Raw genomic sequence first — 14688 nt, forward strand, 5'->3', positions numbered from 1 at the left:
CGCCCTCCTCAAGTCATTCGAAAACTTGTATTAATTCTCTCACCTCTTTTCCGTGAGTGGCAACTCGCCGAGGGGCTAAGTTGGAGCTTCAGGCGGGTCATAAAAGCCGCAAAGCGCGCCTGCGGGACATTCGCATAAGCACGTACGGGACATAAGGCGGCAGGCAGGAAATCGAGCAGGGCATGGACCGGCCCGAAAGGCTCGTAAGGCAGAAAAGGCAGAAAAGGCAGAAAAGGCAGAAAAGGCAGAAAAGGCCGGACGAGCGCCGGGCGGGGGCGTTTCCATCCTGAAGTGTGCCGACGGACCCGGCCGCCGCCCCCGCATCCGCCTCCGCGTACGGCCCTGCGTACGGCCTCGCATCCGCCTCCGCGTACGGCCCCGCGTACCGCCCCGCGTGCGCGACTGGGTGAGGCTCATGGGCGCGGGATCACCAGGCCCAGGCCTCGGGGCCGGGGCCGCCGTTGCCGACAGGGGGGAACAGCTCCTCCAACCAGGCCAGGGTCTCTGCGGACAGCTCGGTGCGCAGCGCGGTCAGCGGCAGGTCGAGCTGCCCGGGGGTGCGCGGCCCGATGATCGGGGCGGTCACTCCGGGCCGCGACAGCAGCCAGGCGAGCGCGACCGTGGTGGGCTCCGCACCGATATCGGCGCAGAGCTTCTCGTATTCCTCGATCGCCGCCCGGTGCGGCTCGACCCGCTCGGGGGCGTGCAGGACGCTGCGACCGGCCGCGCCCTCGCGCTGCTTGCGCAGCGCCCCGGACAGCGCGCCGAAGTGCAGCGGCGAGTAGGGCAGGATCCCGATCCCCAGCTCGATCGCCGCGGGCAGCACCTCCAGCTCGACGTGCCGGGTGAGCAGGTTGTACTTGCACTGCTCGGAGACCAGGCCGAGGAAGTTCCTCCGGTCGGCCGCGGACTGGGCGCGGGCGAGGTGCCAGCCGGCGAAGTTGGACGACCCCACATATCGCACCTTGCCCTGGGCGACGAGCGTCTCCATGGCCTGCCAGATCTCCTCCCACGGCGTGTCCCGCTGCACGTGGTGCATCTGGTAAAGGTCGATCCAGTCGGTGCCCAGGCGGCGCAGCGACGCCTCGCAGGCGGCGATGATGTGCCGGGCCGACAGCCCGCCGTCGTTCGGCCAGTCGGTCATCGGGGCGTACACCTTCGTGGCCAGCACGATCCGGTCGCGGTGGCCGGTCTTGCCGAACCAGCGGCCGATGAACCGCTCGCTCAGGCCGTCGCCGGTCTCGCTGCCGTACATGTTGGCGGTGTCGACGAAGTTGACGCCGTCGTCGTGCGCCCGGTCGAGGATCGCGTGGCTCTCGGCCTCGCCGATCTGCCAGCCGAAGTTCATGGTGCCGAGGCAGATCCGGCTGACGCGCAGGCCGGTCCGCCCCAAACGGGTGTATTCCATGCGCCGACCGTAGGAACGCGGGGCCGCTGTCCGTTAACCGTTCGAGCATGCTCGAATGGACGGGTGATCCGGATCGAGCTCGCCCCCGCCGACCTGCTGCGGCTCAGGTTCGCGCACAGCCCGATGGCGGAGGTCGTGGCCAGTTGCCTCGCGCTGCGCTCCCGCTCGGCGCGTCTGGTCCCCGCGTCCTGGCGGGCCCGGGCCGAGCCGCTGCTGCGAGGACTGACCACGCTCCGTCCGCTGGTCCCGGGCCCCAGCGGTTACGTGCCGGACTTCCTCACCCCGGCGCCGCCCGTCACCCGCCCGACCCTGGAGCAGGAGCTGCGGGTGGTGGCGGCCACGCCGCTCGACCGGGTCGTGTCCGAGGTGGAACGGGCCTGGGCCGGGCACCGCGCGCCGCCGGAAACCGAGCGCTTCGCGACCGACCCCGCGGGCGCGCTGGCCGTGACGGTGCGGGAGATCCGGCGCTACTTCTCGACGGCGATCGCGCCGAGCTGGCCGCGGCTGCGCGCGCCCGCGGAGGGCGAGGTGACCCGCCGCGGGCTGCTGGCCGCCGAGCGCGGGCCGGGGGCGCTGCTGACGGATCTGCACCCGCGCCTCGACTGGGACGGCGGGGCGCTGCGGCTGGCGTACGACAAGGACGGCGAGTTCGGCCTGGACGGGCACCCGCTCACGCTGCTGCCGACCGGGTTCACCGGCCCGCACGTGTACACGATGACCGGCACCCCGTCGGGACGCGCCCTGTGGTACGCGCCGCGCGGCCACGGCCGGCTGTGGGACCGGCCCGCGCCGGCCGAACCGCCGGCGGCGCTGGCCGCCCTGCTCGGCCCGACCCGCGCGGCCGTGCTCGCCCTGCTGGCGGAACCGGCCGGCACGGGGGAGGTGGCCGCCGCCCTCCGGCTGGCCCCGGCGACCGCGTCGCACCACCTGACCACGCTCAGGGACGCCGGCCTGATAACCGGCGAACGGGACGGCCGCCGCCTGCCCTACCGCCGCACCGGCCTCGGCGAACAGCTCGCCGGGGAGGACCAGGCGCCGTAGACGCGCTCTGAACGGGGATCTTGCCGAAACTATGTAGACCGGTCTAGTCTGATCGGCATGACGCGAAGGAACGACACGCGCGAGCGGGTCCTGCGCACGGCCGCCGGGCTCTTCCAGCGGCAGGGCTACAACGCCACCGGCCTCAACCAGGTGCTGGCGGAGAGCCGGGCGCCCAAGGGCTCGCTCTACTTCCACTTCCCCGACGGCAAGGAGCAGCTGGCCGCCGAGGCGGTGGCGATCGCGGGCGGTGAGCTGGGCGAGCGCATGGCCGCGGCCGTGGCCGCCGCTTCCGGCCCCGCCGAGGCAGTCGCCCGGATCGGCGATCTGCTCGCCCGCGACCTGGAGGAGTCGGGGTTCCAGGAGGGCTGCCCGGTGGCCACGGTCGCGCTGGAGGCCGCGGGCGACAGCGAGCCCATCAGGTCGGCCTGCGACACGACGTACGCCTCCTGGCTGCGCGGCCTGGCCGGCTATCTGCGCGGGCACGGCGTGGACGACCCCGAGGCGGTCGCCGACCTGGTGCTGTCGTCGCTGCAGGGAGCGCTCCTGCTCGCCCGTGTGCGCCGCGACACCGCCGTCATCCACTCGGTCACGCAACGGATCGGCGGCATGGTCGGGGGCATGGTCGCCGACGCCGCCGATGCCGCTGCGCGAAAGGACTCCGAATGAAGATCCATCACCTCAACTGCGGCTCGATGCGGAAGCTCGAGCCCATCGACGACGGCATGCCGTCCGCGCACGCGGTGGCGCACTGCCTGCTGGTCGAGACCGATCGCGACGGCCTGGTGCTCGTGGAGGCCGGGCTGGGGCTCGGCGACGTCCGCGACCCGGCGGGCTCGCTCGCCGCGGACTGGACCGAGATGGTCGAGCCGGTGCTCGATCCGGCCGAGACCGCCGTGCGGCAGGTCGAGCGGCTCGGATACGCGCCCGCCGACGTGCGGCACGTCCTGCTGACCCACCTCGACGTCGACCACTCCGGCGGCCTGCCGGACTTCCCGGGCGCCCGGGTGCACGTCCTGGAGGACGAACTGACTGCGGCGCTCGCCGAGGCCCCCAGCAGGCGCTACCGGCCGGCGCACTGGGCCCATGGGCCCCATTGGGAGACGTACGGGACCGGCGCGGGCGAGGAGTGGTTCGGCTTCGGCGGCGTACGGCTGCCGCACGGGCTGCCGGCGGACTTCCTGCTGGTGCCGCTCGGCGGGCACACGGCCGGGCACGCGGCGGTGGCGGTGCGCGACGGCGGCCGGTGGCTGCTGCACGCGGGCGACGCGTACTTCTACCACGGCGAGCTGCGGGCGGACGAGCCGCAGCCGCACCCGCTGCTCGATTTCGTGCAGACCGGCTCGCAGGTCGACGCCGAGCTGCGGCTGCGCAACCGCGACCGGCTGCGCGCCCTGGTCCGCGACCACGCGGACGAGGTGGAGGTCTTCTCCGCCCACGATCCGTGGGAGCTGCGCCGTTTCACGTCCCCCGGCGAGTGAGCCGGGCCGTCTAGATCCTTCGCATCCTCCGGCGTGCGGTAACCTCAACCGTCCTCATGCTGTTTGGGAGCACGGATGGCCTGCACGTACGACCGCATCACGACGACCCGCGCCCGCGCCGACAGGGGGACGCGGCGATGAGCACCGCCACCAGCGCCGCCGCGAGTGAGGCGGCCAGGCGCCGCACGTTCGCGGTGATCAGCCACCCGGATGCGGGAAAGTCCACGATGACCGAGGCGCTGGCCCTGCACGCCTCGGCGATCACCCAGGCGGGAGCCGTGCACGGCAAGGCCGGGCGGCGGGGCGTGACGTCCGACTGGATGGAGATGGAGCGGGCCCGCGGCATCTCCATCACGTCGGCCGCGCTGCGCTTCGACTATCGCGGCCACGTGTTCAACCTGGTGGACACGCCCGGCCACGCGGACTTCTCCGAGGACACCTATCGCGTGCTGGCCGCGGTCGACTGCGCGGTCATGCTGCTCGACGCGGCCAAGGGCATGGAGCCGCAGACCATGAAGCTGTTCGAGGTCTGCCGCCACCGCCGCATCCCCGTCATCACGTTCGTGAACAAGTGGGACCGGCCGGGCCGGGAGCCGCTGGAGCTGCTGGACGAGATCGAGGAGCGCACCGGGCTGCGTCCCACGCCGGTCACCTGGCCGATCGGCGCGGCCGGGAACTTCCACGGCGTGGTCGACCGGCTGCAGGGCCGCGCGGTCCGCTACACCCGCACGCCCGGCGGCGCGACCAAGGCGCTGGAGACCGAGCTGACCCCCGAGCAGGCCGCCGCCGAGCTCGGGGCCGACTGGGTGCGCGCGGGGGAGGAGGCCGACCTGCTCGCCGCCATCGGGGCCGAGCACGACCAGAAGGCGTTCGAGGCGCACGAGTCCACGCCGGTGCTGTTCGGCGCGGCGCTGTCGAACTTCGGCGTGGCCCGGCTGCTGGACGTGCTCGTCGACCTCGCCCCCGCCCCGGCGCCCCGCCCGGACGTCGAGGGCGCGGACCGGCCGCTGGACGCGCCGTTCTCCGGCCTGGTCTTCAAGGTGCAGGCCAACATGGACCCCGCCCACCGCGACCGGATCGCGTTCGTCCGGGTCTGCTCCGGCCGGTTCGAGCGCGGCATGGTGCTTACCCACGCCGCCACCGGCCGTCCGTTCGCCACCAAGTACGCCCAGTCGGTGTTCGGCCAGGAGCGCGCCACCATCGACGAGGCGTACCCGGGAGACGTGGTCGGGCTGGTGAACGCCACCGCGCTGCGGCCCGGCGACACCCTCTATGAGGGGACGCCGGTGGAGTTTCCGCCCATCCCCAGCTTCGCCCCCGAGCACTTCGCCGTGGCCCGGTCGCGCAGCACCGCCAAGGCCAAGCAGTTCCGCCGCGGCATCGACCAGCTCGACGGCGAGGGCGTGATCCAGGTGCTCCGCTCCGACCTGCGCGGCGACCAGGCCCCGGTGCTCGCGGCGGTCGGGCCCATGCAGTTCGAGGTCGTGGAGCAGCGCCTGGCCACCGAGTTCGGCGCGGAGATCGTGCTCGACCGGCTGGAGTACGGCCTCGCCCTGCGCACCGACGCCGAGTCCGCGGAGGTGCTGCGGCGCCAGCGCGGCGCGGAGGTGCTGATCCGCAGCCGCGACCAGGCCCTGCTCGCCGTGTTCACCGATCAGTGGCGCATGCGCTCCATCCAGCGCGAGCACGAGGGCCTCACCCTCGAACCGCTGATCGCCGGCCAGGCCGTCCCCGGCACGTCCCCCTGACGTCCGCTCACGCCCCCAGGCGTACGGGAAGACGGGCGAGGCGCCAGGAGAAGGGCAGGAACTGCCGGTCGAGGTCCTGCGGGGCGACGGCCAGTTCGAGCGCCGGATAACGGCGCAGCAGGGCGCCGAAGGCCGCCTCGCCCTCCTGCCGGGCCAGCGCCGCGCCCAGGCAGTAGTGCAGGCCGTGGCCGAAGCCGACGTGGACCTCCTTGTGCCCGTCGGGCTCGCGGGTGACGTCGAGCCGGTCGGGGTCGTCGAAGCGCCGGGGGTCGTAGTTGGCCGACACCAGCACCGCCATCACCGGCTCGCCCCGGCGCACGGTCATGTCGCCGAACTCGACGTCCTCGGCGGCGTACCGGATCCGGGTGCCCTGGACGGGCCCGCACCAGCGCATCAGCTCGTGCACGGCGCGCGGTAGCAGCTCCGGGGCGGCCCGCAGCGCGGCGAGCTGGTCCGGGTGGGTCAGCAGGGCGGCGGTGCCGTTCCCGATCAGGTGGGCGGTGGTCCCGTGCCCGGCGAGGACGAGCGTGAGGACCATGGTGACCATCTCGGTGTCGGTGAGCCGGTCGCCGTCCTCGTCGTGGGCGCGGATCAGGCCGGTCAGCAGGTCTCCGGCGGGCTCGGCACGGCGGCGGGCGATCAGCTCCCGGATGTAGGTCACCATGTGCCGCAGCGGCTCGGCCATCGCTCCGGGCCTGAGTGAGACCAGGCTCCTGCCCCACTCCCGCCACAGCGGGCGGTCCTCCTCGGGGATGCCGACCAGTTCGCAGATGACGGTGATCGGCAGGGGGTAGGCGAAATGCTCGATCAGGTCGGCGACGCCGTCCTCGGCGTGGCCGGGCAGCCTGCCGAGGAGGTCCTCGGTGATCTCCTGGACCCGGGGCCGCAGCTCCGCCACCCGGCGTGCGGTGAAGGCGCGCGAGACGAGCCTGCGCAGCCGGAGGTGGTCGTCGCCGTCGGAGTCGAGGACGCTGTCGAGGATGTACGGGGCGTACTCGCGGGGAATGCCCCGGGCCTCGATGAGCTGCTCGCGGATGTTGTGCACGTTCGCACCCGGCACGTTGGCCGGGTTGTTGACGAACCTGCGGTCGCCCAGCACGGTCTTGACGTCGTCATACCGCGTGACGAGCCAGACGGGGGAGTCCAGGCCGGGGAAGGAGCCGCGTACCATCGGGGCCTGCTCCCGCAGGCGCGAGTAGCCCTCGAACGGGTCGCGCACCAGATCCGCGCCGAACAGGTCGACGGGTCGTGCCGTGCCGGAAGTGCTCATGCCTACCTCACTTCGATGTCAGTCCTCCAGGGAGGCCAGCAGCGACTCCAGGTCGCGCATCAGGCGGTCGGTGCGGGCCGGGCCGTACGCGGTGATGATCCCCCGCTGGTGCTCGGCGATGCCCGCCTCCAGGCGGGCGAGCAGGTCGCGGCCCCGGTCGGCGAGGAAGACCGCGACCTTGCGGCGGTCGGCCGGGTCGTGTCCCCGGTAGACGACCGCGCGGTCCACCAGCCGGTCGACCGCCTTGGTCAGCGTGGGGTGGGGCATCAGCGCGGCCTCTGCCAGGTCGCCCATCGAGTGCCCGCGCCCGTCCGCGAGCGCCTGCAGGATGCGCCACTGCTCGACGGTCACGTCCTCGGTGGCGAGCACGGCGGCCAGGCCGCGGTTGACGCTGCGTTCTGCCCGGCTCAGCAGATAGGCGAGCGACGACCCGAGGCCGGTCACCTGTTCGGTGGGGGGATACTCGTGCACGTGGCCGATCCTGTCACAGTCGTCATCGACTCTCTTGAGGCACACCTGCTGCCCGCGGACACGCTCCGGGTCGCGCTGGTGGTGCCGGTCTCCGGTGTGCTCGGTCTGCTCGGGCCCGGAGCGATCAACTGTGCCGTGCTGGCCGCCCGGGAGGTCAACGCCGCCGGGGGAGTGCTGGGCAGGCCGGTCGAGCTCGTGCTCGTCGACGGGGGCCGTGGTCCGTCCGCGGTCGCCTCGGAGGTGCGGAGCCTGGTGCTCTCCGGCGCCGTCCAGGCCGTCGTCGGCACGCACGCCAGCGACGTGCGCATCGCGGTCGAGCAGGCGCTCGGCGGCGCGGCCCCGTTCGTCTACACCCCGCCGTACGAGGGCGGCGCCCGGCGTCCGGGCGTCTACTATCTCGGCGAGCCGGCGTCGCTGCAGGTCGCCCCGGGGATCGACTGGCTGGTCGGGCACCGGAAGGCCCGGCGCTGGTTCCTGCTCGGCAACGACTACGTCTGGCCCCGCCTGGTGCACGCCTCGGCCCGCGGGCACCTGCGCGCCCGGTCCGCGACGGTCGTGGGGGAGCGGCTCGTCCCGCCCGGCACCGCCGCGACGGACCGGCTGCTCGAGGAGGTGGCCGCGGCGCGGCCGGACGCCGTGCTGCTCACGCTCATCGGCAGCGACCTGATCGCGTTCAACCGGGCCTTCGCCGCCAGCGGTCTCGGCTGCGCGCGGCTGTGCGGCGCGCTGGAGGAGCACGGGCTGCTCGCCACGGGCGGCGACACGACCGGCGGGCTCTACGCCGCGATGGGGTACTTCGGCGGCATCGTGACCGCCGCCAACTTCGCCCTGGCCGAGCGCTACACGGCGATGTTCGGCCCGGAGGCGCCGCTGCTGAACGGGCATGCTCACGGCTGCTACGAGGGTGTGCTCATGCTGGCCGCCCTGGCCCGGCGCGCGGGCACGCTGGCGGTGCCCGCCGTGGAGGCGGTCGCCGACGGCACGACGATCGTCTCCGGGCGCGGCCCGCTCACGCTGGCCGAGGGGCGGGTGCGGCAGCGGGTGTACCTCGCCAGGGCCGACGGGCTGGACTTCGAGGTCGTCACGCCGTTTATGTACCCCATGTAAAACTTCCACTAGAAACCTTTTCGTTTTCAAGGATTGCCCCTATCGTACGGCTCTGCCCCCATGTGCGTTTAGGAGCGGATCCATGTCCTCCCCACAGCCAACGGCGCCCAGCGTCGAGCGCTTCGGTTACCAACAAGAGCTGCAGCGCTCGCTCAGCTTCGCCGACCTGCTCATCTACGGTTTGATCTTCATGGTGCCGATCGCGCCGTTCGGCATCTTCGGCAGCGTCTTCCAGTCGTCCGGCGGGATGGTGGCGCTCGCCTACGTGATCGGCATGGTCGCGATGGCGTTCACCGCCCAGTCGTACGCCCAGATGGCGCGGGCGTTCCCGATGGCGGGCTCGGTCTACACGTACGCGGGCCGGGGCATCGCCGCCCCGGTCGGCTTCCTCGCGGGCTGGGTGATCCTGCTCGACTACGTGCTGGTGCCGGCGCTGCTGTACCTCGTGGCGAGCTCGGCCATGACGTCGTTCGTGCCCGGCGTGCCGATCTGGGTGTGGCTGATCGCCTTCATCGTGCTCAACACGGTGGTCAACTACCTCGGCATCGAGATGACCGCCCGGATGAACAAGATCATGCTGGTCGCCGAGCTGATCGTGCTGGCGATCTTCCTGATCGTCGGGATCGTCGCCCTGGCACAGGGCAAGGGCCACGGCGCCGCGCTCAGCCCGCTGTTCGACTCCTCCACGTTCTCCTGGCCGCTGGCGTTCGGAGCCGTGTCCGTGGCGGTGCTGTCGTTCCTCGGGTTCGACGGCATCTCGATGCTCGCCGAGGAGAGCCGCGAGAGCACCCGGCGCCTGGGCCGCTCGATGGTCTTCGCCCTCGTCCTGGCCGGCGCGCTGTTCGTCGCGCAGACCTGGGTGGCGGCGCTGCTCGCCCCCAACCGCGCCGAGCTCCTCGCCCACGGCGGCGACAACGCGTTCTACGACACCGCCGAGTACGCCGGAGGCCACTGGCTGAGCGTGCTCACGGCCGTCGCCACCGCCGTCGCCTGGGGGTTCGCGAACTCCCTGGTCGCCCAGGCGGCCACCTCCCGCCTGCTGTTCGCCATGGCCCGCGACCGCCAGCTCCCGGCGTTCCTCCGCAAGGTGCACCCCAAGCACAAGGTGCCGGTCAACGCCACGTTCCTGGTGGCCGCGGTGTCCCTGGCCCTCGGCCTGTACATGAGCACGCGCGACGACGGCATCGGGTTGCTCGGCTCGCTGGTCAACTTCGGCGCGATGACCGCGTTCCTCGCCCTGCACGTCTCGGTCGTCGTCCACTACGTCGTCCGCAACGGCAGCCGTGACTGGTGGCGGCACCTCGTGGCCCCCGCGATCGGCTTCCTCATCCTGCTCTACGTCGTGATCAACGCCAGCATCGCCGCCCAGGTGCTCGGATTCGTCTGGCTGGCGATCGGCGTCGTGATCCTCGCCGGCTCCTACATGATGGGCCGGCGCCCCACCCTGTCCGCCGTCACCCCGGAGGCCACCGAGTGAACGTCGTGTCCTACCGTCCCCGTCCCGACGACCTGGCGTACACCTTCGGCGGCCGTCCGGCCGTCGAGTCCGTCGCCCCGGGCACGGTGCTCGAGCTGTACACCGAGGACTGCTTCGGCGGCCGGGTGCGCGGCCCCGGCGACCTTCCCTCGCAGGTCTGCGAGTTCCCCTACCTGAACCCGGTCACCGGCCCGTTCCACGTCGAGGGGGCCGAGCCCGGCGACACGCTGGCCCTCCACTTCGTCTCGATCGAGCCCGCCCGCGACTGGGCGGTCTCCACGACGTTCCCGCACTTCGGGGCGCTGACGAGCACGCACACCACCGCCACCCTCCAGCCGCCGCTGGAGGAGGTCGTGTGGATGTACGAGGTGGACGCCGGGAAGCGGACCGTGCGCTACCGCGCCCGGCGGGGCGACTTCGCCGTCGAGATGCCGCTCGACCCGATGCACGGGACCGTGGGCGTCGCCCCGGCCGCCGCCGAGGCGCGGATGACGATCACCCCCGACGCCCACGGCGGCAACATGGACACCCCCGAGCTGCGTGCCGGGGTCACCGTCTATCTGGGCGTCAACGTGCCGGGCGCGCTGTTCGCCATCGGCGACGGACACTGCCGGCAGGGCCACGGCGAGGTCTGCGGCACGGCCGTCGAGGCCGCGATGAACACCGTCGTCGCCGTCGAGCTGATCAAGGGCGTCGGCACGCCGTGGCCCCGGCTGGAGGACGACCACCACATCATGTCCACCGGCTCGGCCCGGCCGCTGGAGGACGCCTACCGCATCAGCCAGCACGACCTCGTCACCTGGACCTCCTCCCTCACCGGTCTCGACGAGCTGGACGCCTACCAGCTCGTCAGCCAGGGCGGGCAGGCCCCGGTCGGCAACGTCTGCGACACCAACTACACGATGGTCGCCAAGCTGCCCAAGGCCTACCTGGGCGGCCCGGACGTGTACGGCTCCGCGCACGCCCGCCTGCGCGCCCTCGGCGAGGAGTACCTCGGCCGCTGAGAGGTCGCCGAGGGTCACAGCCAGCCGTTGTGGCGGGCGACCCGTACGGCCTCCATGCGGTTGCGGGTGCCGGTCTTGGTGATGCACGCCGACAGGTGGTTGCGTACGGTGCTCTCCGACAGGTAGAGGCGGCGGGAGATGTCGGCGGCGGCCGAGCCGTCCGCGGCGGCGGCCAGCACCTCGCGCTCGCGCGGCGTCAGCGGGTTGGGCCCGGCGCTCAGGGCGGCGGTGGCCAGGGCGGGATCGACCACGATCTCGCCCGCCAGCACGCGCCTGATCGCCTGGGCCAGCTCGCCGACGGGCCGGTCCTTGACCACGAAGCCCCGGGCGCCCGCGTCGAGCGCCCGGCGCAGATAACCGGGCCGCCCGAACGTCGTGACGATGACCACCACGCACTCCGGGAGGGCGTCCCGCAGGTCCGCGGCGACGTCGAGACCACTGCCGCCGGGCATCTCGATGTCGAGCAGTGCCACGTCGGGCTCGACCCGCAGCGCGGCCGGCACGACCTCGCCCGCCGTGGAGACCTGCGCGACGACCTCGAAGTCGTCCTCCAGGTCGAGCAGCACGGTGAGCGCGTCGCGCATCATCGTCTGGTCCTCGGCGATCAGCACCCGGGTCACAGGCCGTCCTTCCGATCGTCGTCGTCCACGCCCGCGTGCGGGATCTCGGCGGTGAGGACGAAGCCGCGCGGCGTGCGGGCCGTGGTCAGCCGCCCGCCCGCGACGGCCAGGCGCTCGCGCAGCCCGCGCAGGCCGCTGCCGTCCTTCCCGCCCATGCCGTCGTCACTGTCGTCGTCGGGGCCGTCGTCGCTGATCTCGACCAGCACCGGGTCGCGGTCGCGGCGCAGCGTGATGACGCAGCGCCGGGCGCCGGAGTGCCGCACGACGTTCGTGATCCCCTCACGGACGACCCAGCTCAGCAGCATGTCGGTCTCCCATGACAGCGCGGGCCCCGACTCCTTCACCACGCACTCGATGCCGGCCGCCTCCAGGGCCGCCCTGGCGCTGTCGAGTTCGAAGGCGAGGCTCGCGTCCCGATAGCCCGTGACCGCCTCGCGCACCTCGGTCAGCGCCTGCCGCCCGATGGTCTCGATGTCCGCGGCGTGCCGCACGGCCGCCTCGGTGTCGCGCGGGGCCAGCCGGCGTACGGCCTCGGCCTTGACGACGACCATCGAGAGCGTGTGGCCGAGCAGGTCGTGCAGGTCACGGGAGAAGCGCAGGCGCTCGGCCGAGACGGCGGCGACGGCGAGCGCCTCCCGGGTCCGGGCGAGCTCCGCGATCACCTCGCCCATCCGGCGGAAGCCGTACGTCGTGATCCCGGCGAGGAAGGTGGTCAGCCCGGCGCCCCACAGCGCCTCGCCGACCGAGCTGTGCACCGGGACGACCGCGGCCAGCACGGCCGTGACGGCGACGAGCGCGGGCGCCGCCCTGACCGGGAGCACGAGCGCCACGGCCACGGCGAGCAGCGAGAACAGCGTCTGCCAGCCGTCCTCCCGGTAGGCCAGGGCCGCCGCCACCACGACCGCCGCGAGCAGCCCGACGAACGCCGCCGTCACCGGCCGTACGTCCGGGCGGTCCAGGCGGGTGGTCAGCACGGCTCCCGCGAACGACAGCCCCGCGGCGGCCACCAGGGTCCAGGCGGGCCACGCCGGCACCACCGACGCGGCGACCGCGGCCGGAGAGATCAGCAGCAGGGCGGTCAGCCCGAACGCGGCGACGAGCAACCGGCCCGGCAGCCGCACGGGCTTCGCCGCCGATTCCGTCATGGTCGCCATTATGGTCGCCTTCCGGCCGAACCGGACAAGGTCAGGCGGATCTTGGGTCACGCGGGCCTTCGGTCCCTGGGTCTCCGGTCCCTGGGTCTCCGGTCCCTGGGTCTTCGGTCACAGCCGGTGGGGACCTCCGCACCTGGAAGGGGCCCCGGGACACGTCGCAGCCTGGCCTGGGGGTGCCTGTGATGAGACGCTGCAACGAGGAGGTCGCCGGGCTGCTGCAGGAGTACGCCGACCTGATCGCGATCACCGGGGGCGACGCCTTCAAGGTGCGGGTCTACGAGAAGGCGGCCCGCTCGGTCGGCGGCTACGGCCGCGACATCGACGGCATGGACGCGGCCGAGCTGCGGGCGATCCCGAACGTCGGTGAGTCGATCGCCGCCAAGATCGAGGAATACCTGCGGACCGGGTCGATCCACCGGCTAGAGGAGCTGCGGACGAAGATCCCCGCCGGGGTGCGCATGCTGACCACGATCCCCACGCTCGGGCCGAAGAAGGCCATGCTGCTCTATCAGGAGCGGGGGATCGACTCGATCGAGAAGCTGGAGGACGCCATCCGCGCCGGTGACCTGCGCGGGTTGCACGGCTTCGGGCCGAAGACCGAGGAGAACCTGCTGCACGGCATCGAGGTGATGCGCAAGACCGGCAGCCGGGTGCACATCGGCACCGCGATGGCGGTCGCCGAGGAGATCGTGCCCGCGCTGTCGGCCGTGCCGGGCTGCGAGCGGTGCGCGTACGCCGGGTCGCTGCGGCGGATGAAGGACACGATCGGCGACGTCGACGTGCTGGCCACGGCGAAGGACCCGGCCGCCCTGATGGCGGCCTTCACCACGCTGCCGTACGTCACCGAGGTGATCGCCCACGGCGACACGAAGAGCTCGGTCCGCACGACCGCGGGGCTGCAGGTCGACCTGCGGGTGGTGCCGAGGGACTCCTGGGGCGCCGCGCTGCAGTATTTCACCGGCTCGAAGGCGCACAACATCCGCACCCGGGAGATCGCCGTGCACCGCAAGCTGAAGCTGTCGGAGTACGGCGTGTTCGACGTGGCGACCGGCGAGAAGATCACCTCGGCCGACGAGGCGGAGGTGTACGGCATGCTCGGCCTGCCGTGGATCGAGCCGACGCTGCGCGAGGACACCGGGGAGATCGAGGCCGCGCTCGCAGGGCAGCTGCCGAAGATGGTGACCCTGGCCGACATCCGCGGCGACCTGCACACCCACACCGACCTGACCGACGGGCTCGCGCCGCTGGAGGAGATGATCGAGGCGGCCGCGGCGCGCGGCTACGCCTACTATGCGGTGACCGACCACGCGCCCAACCTGTTCATGCAGCGGATGACCGACGAGAAGGCGCTGGCCCAGCGCGAGCGGCTCCGGCGCCTCGGCGCCGCCCGCCACGACATGACGCTGCTGCACGGGTGCGAGCTCAACATCGGCCCGGAGGGCGAGGTCGACTGGCCGCCGGAGTTCCTGGCCGGGTTCGACCTGTGCGTGGCCTCGGTGCACTCGCACTTCACCCAGCCGCCCGAGGAGATGACCCGGCGGCTGATCCGGGCCTGCGAGAACCCGTACGTGAAGATCATCGGCCATCCGACGGCGCGGATCATCGGCAGGCGCGAGCCGGTGGACGCCGACTGGACCAGGGTGTTCGACGCCTGCGTGCGCACCGGGACGGCGCTGGAGATCGACTCCTTCCCCGACCGGCTCGACCTGCCCTCCGACCTCGTCCGGCGGGCCGCCGACATGGGCGTGCTGTTCTCGATCGACAGCGACGCGCACGCCGTGCCGCACCTCGACGTGATGCGATACGGCGTCGGCACCGCGCAGCGCGGCTGGCTCACCCCCGACCGGGTAATCAACACGTGGCCACTGGATCGGCTGCGGGAGTTCCTCCGCCCGGGATGAAGGGGGTTT

The 14688-nt window shown here is 72.5% G+C and carries 13 protein-coding genes; 8 read left to right on the forward strand and 5 right to left on the reverse strand.

Annotation, left to right across the window (positions count from 1 at the left end):
• Nucleotides 1-427: 427 nt before the first annotated feature.
• Nucleotides 428-1408 carry an aldo/keto reductase gene (locus FLV34_RS26935; protein ID WP_142648454.1) on the reverse strand — a complete coding sequence of 327 codons (981 nt, stop codon included), beginning with the start codon at nucleotides 1406-1408 and terminating at the stop codon, nucleotides 428-430.
• A 63-nt stretch (nucleotides 1409-1471) separates the two neighbouring features.
• Here FLV34_RS26935 and FLV34_RS26940 point away from each other — a divergent pair, with 63 nt between their 5' ends.
• The 4 genes from FLV34_RS26940 to FLV34_RS26955 all read left to right on the forward strand — a co-directional run bounded on the left by FLV34_RS26940 (nucleotide 1472) and on the right by FLV34_RS26955 (nucleotide 5675).
• Nucleotides 1472-2449, forward strand: coding sequence for a helix-turn-helix domain-containing protein (locus FLV34_RS26940; protein WP_147944400.1), 978 nt, complete (start codon nucleotides 1472-1474; stop codon nucleotides 2447-2449).
• 57 nt (nucleotides 2450-2506) lie between these two features.
• Nucleotides 2507-3115, forward strand: a complete 609-nt coding sequence (locus tag FLV34_RS26945; protein WP_147944401.1) for a TetR/AcrR family transcriptional regulator — start codon at nucleotides 2507-2509, stop codon at nucleotides 3113-3115.
• The gene (locus FLV34_RS26950) at nucleotides 3112-3927 is read left to right on the forward strand and encodes an MBL fold metallo-hydrolase (RefSeq protein ID WP_147944402.1); all 816 of its coding nucleotides are present in this window, start codon (nucleotides 3112-3114) and stop codon (nucleotides 3925-3927) included. The genes FLV34_RS26945 and FLV34_RS26950 overlap by 4 nt, the downstream gene beginning before the upstream one ends.
• Nucleotides 3928-4064: 137 nt before the next feature.
• Complete coding sequence (locus FLV34_RS26955; RefSeq protein ID WP_142648458.1) at nucleotides 4065-5675, forward strand: peptide chain release factor 3; 1611 nt, start codon at nucleotides 4065-4067, stop codon at nucleotides 5673-5675.
• Nucleotides 5676-5682: 7 nt separating this feature from the next.
• Here FLV34_RS26955 and FLV34_RS26960 read toward each other — a convergent pair whose 3' ends face one another.
• Nucleotides 5683-6945, reverse strand: a complete 1263-nt coding sequence (locus FLV34_RS26960; protein ID WP_147944403.1) for a cytochrome P450 — start codon at nucleotides 6943-6945, stop codon at nucleotides 5683-5685.
• A gap of 18 nt (nucleotides 6946-6963) precedes the next feature.
• Nucleotides 6964-7416, reverse strand: a complete 453-nt coding sequence (locus tag FLV34_RS26965) for a MarR family winged helix-turn-helix transcriptional regulator (RefSeq protein ID WP_260617313.1) — start codon at nucleotides 7414-7416, stop codon at nucleotides 6964-6966.
• Here FLV34_RS26965 and FLV34_RS26970 point away from each other — a divergent pair, their 5' ends adjacent.
• From FLV34_RS26970 to FLV34_RS26980, 3 genes are all read left to right on the forward strand, one after another.
• Nucleotides 7417-8523: a substrate-binding domain-containing protein gene (locus FLV34_RS26970; RefSeq protein ID WP_147944404.1), complete on the forward strand. Its 1107-nt coding sequence runs from the start codon at nucleotides 7417-7419 to the stop codon at nucleotides 8521-8523.
• 82 nt (nucleotides 8524-8605) lie between these two features.
• Nucleotides 8606-10000 carry an APC family permease gene (locus tag FLV34_RS26975; protein WP_142648461.1) on the forward strand — a complete coding sequence of 465 codons (1395 nt, stop codon included), beginning with the start codon at nucleotides 8606-8608 and terminating at the stop codon, nucleotides 9998-10000.
• Nucleotides 9997-11004, forward strand: a complete 1008-nt coding sequence (locus tag FLV34_RS26980; protein WP_142648462.1) for an acetamidase/formamidase family protein — start codon at nucleotides 9997-9999, stop codon at nucleotides 11002-11004. Before FLV34_RS26975 ends, FLV34_RS26980 begins: the two co-directional genes overlap by 4 nt.
• A 14-nt stretch (nucleotides 11005-11018) precedes the next feature.
• Here the strand turns inward: FLV34_RS26980 and FLV34_RS26985 are convergent, their stop codons facing one another.
• Together FLV34_RS26985 and FLV34_RS26990 are read right to left on the reverse strand one after the other, a co-directional pair.
• Nucleotides 11019-11624, reverse strand: coding sequence for a response regulator transcription factor (locus tag FLV34_RS26985; RefSeq protein WP_142648463.1), 606 nt, complete (start codon nucleotides 11622-11624; stop codon nucleotides 11019-11021).
• Complete coding sequence (locus FLV34_RS26990) at nucleotides 11621-12769, reverse strand: sensor histidine kinase (protein WP_142648464.1); 1149 nt, start codon at nucleotides 12767-12769, stop codon at nucleotides 11621-11623. Before FLV34_RS26990 ends, FLV34_RS26985 begins: the two co-directional genes overlap by 4 nt.
• A 191-nt stretch (nucleotides 12770-12960) precedes the next feature.
• On the opposite strand from FLV34_RS26990, the gene polX reads away from it, so the two are divergent.
• A complete protein-coding gene (polX, locus tag FLV34_RS26995) occupies nucleotides 12961-14679 on the forward strand; it encodes a DNA polymerase/3'-5' exonuclease PolX (RefSeq protein ID WP_147944405.1) in 1719 nt (572 codons plus the stop codon).
• The last annotated feature ends 9 nt before the right edge of the window (nucleotides 14680-14688 follow it).

The sequence above is a fragment of the Microbispora sp. CSR-4 genome, assembly GCF_008033685.1.
Taxonomy (GTDB): Bacteria; Actinomycetota; Actinomycetes; order Streptosporangiales; family Streptosporangiaceae; genus Microbispora.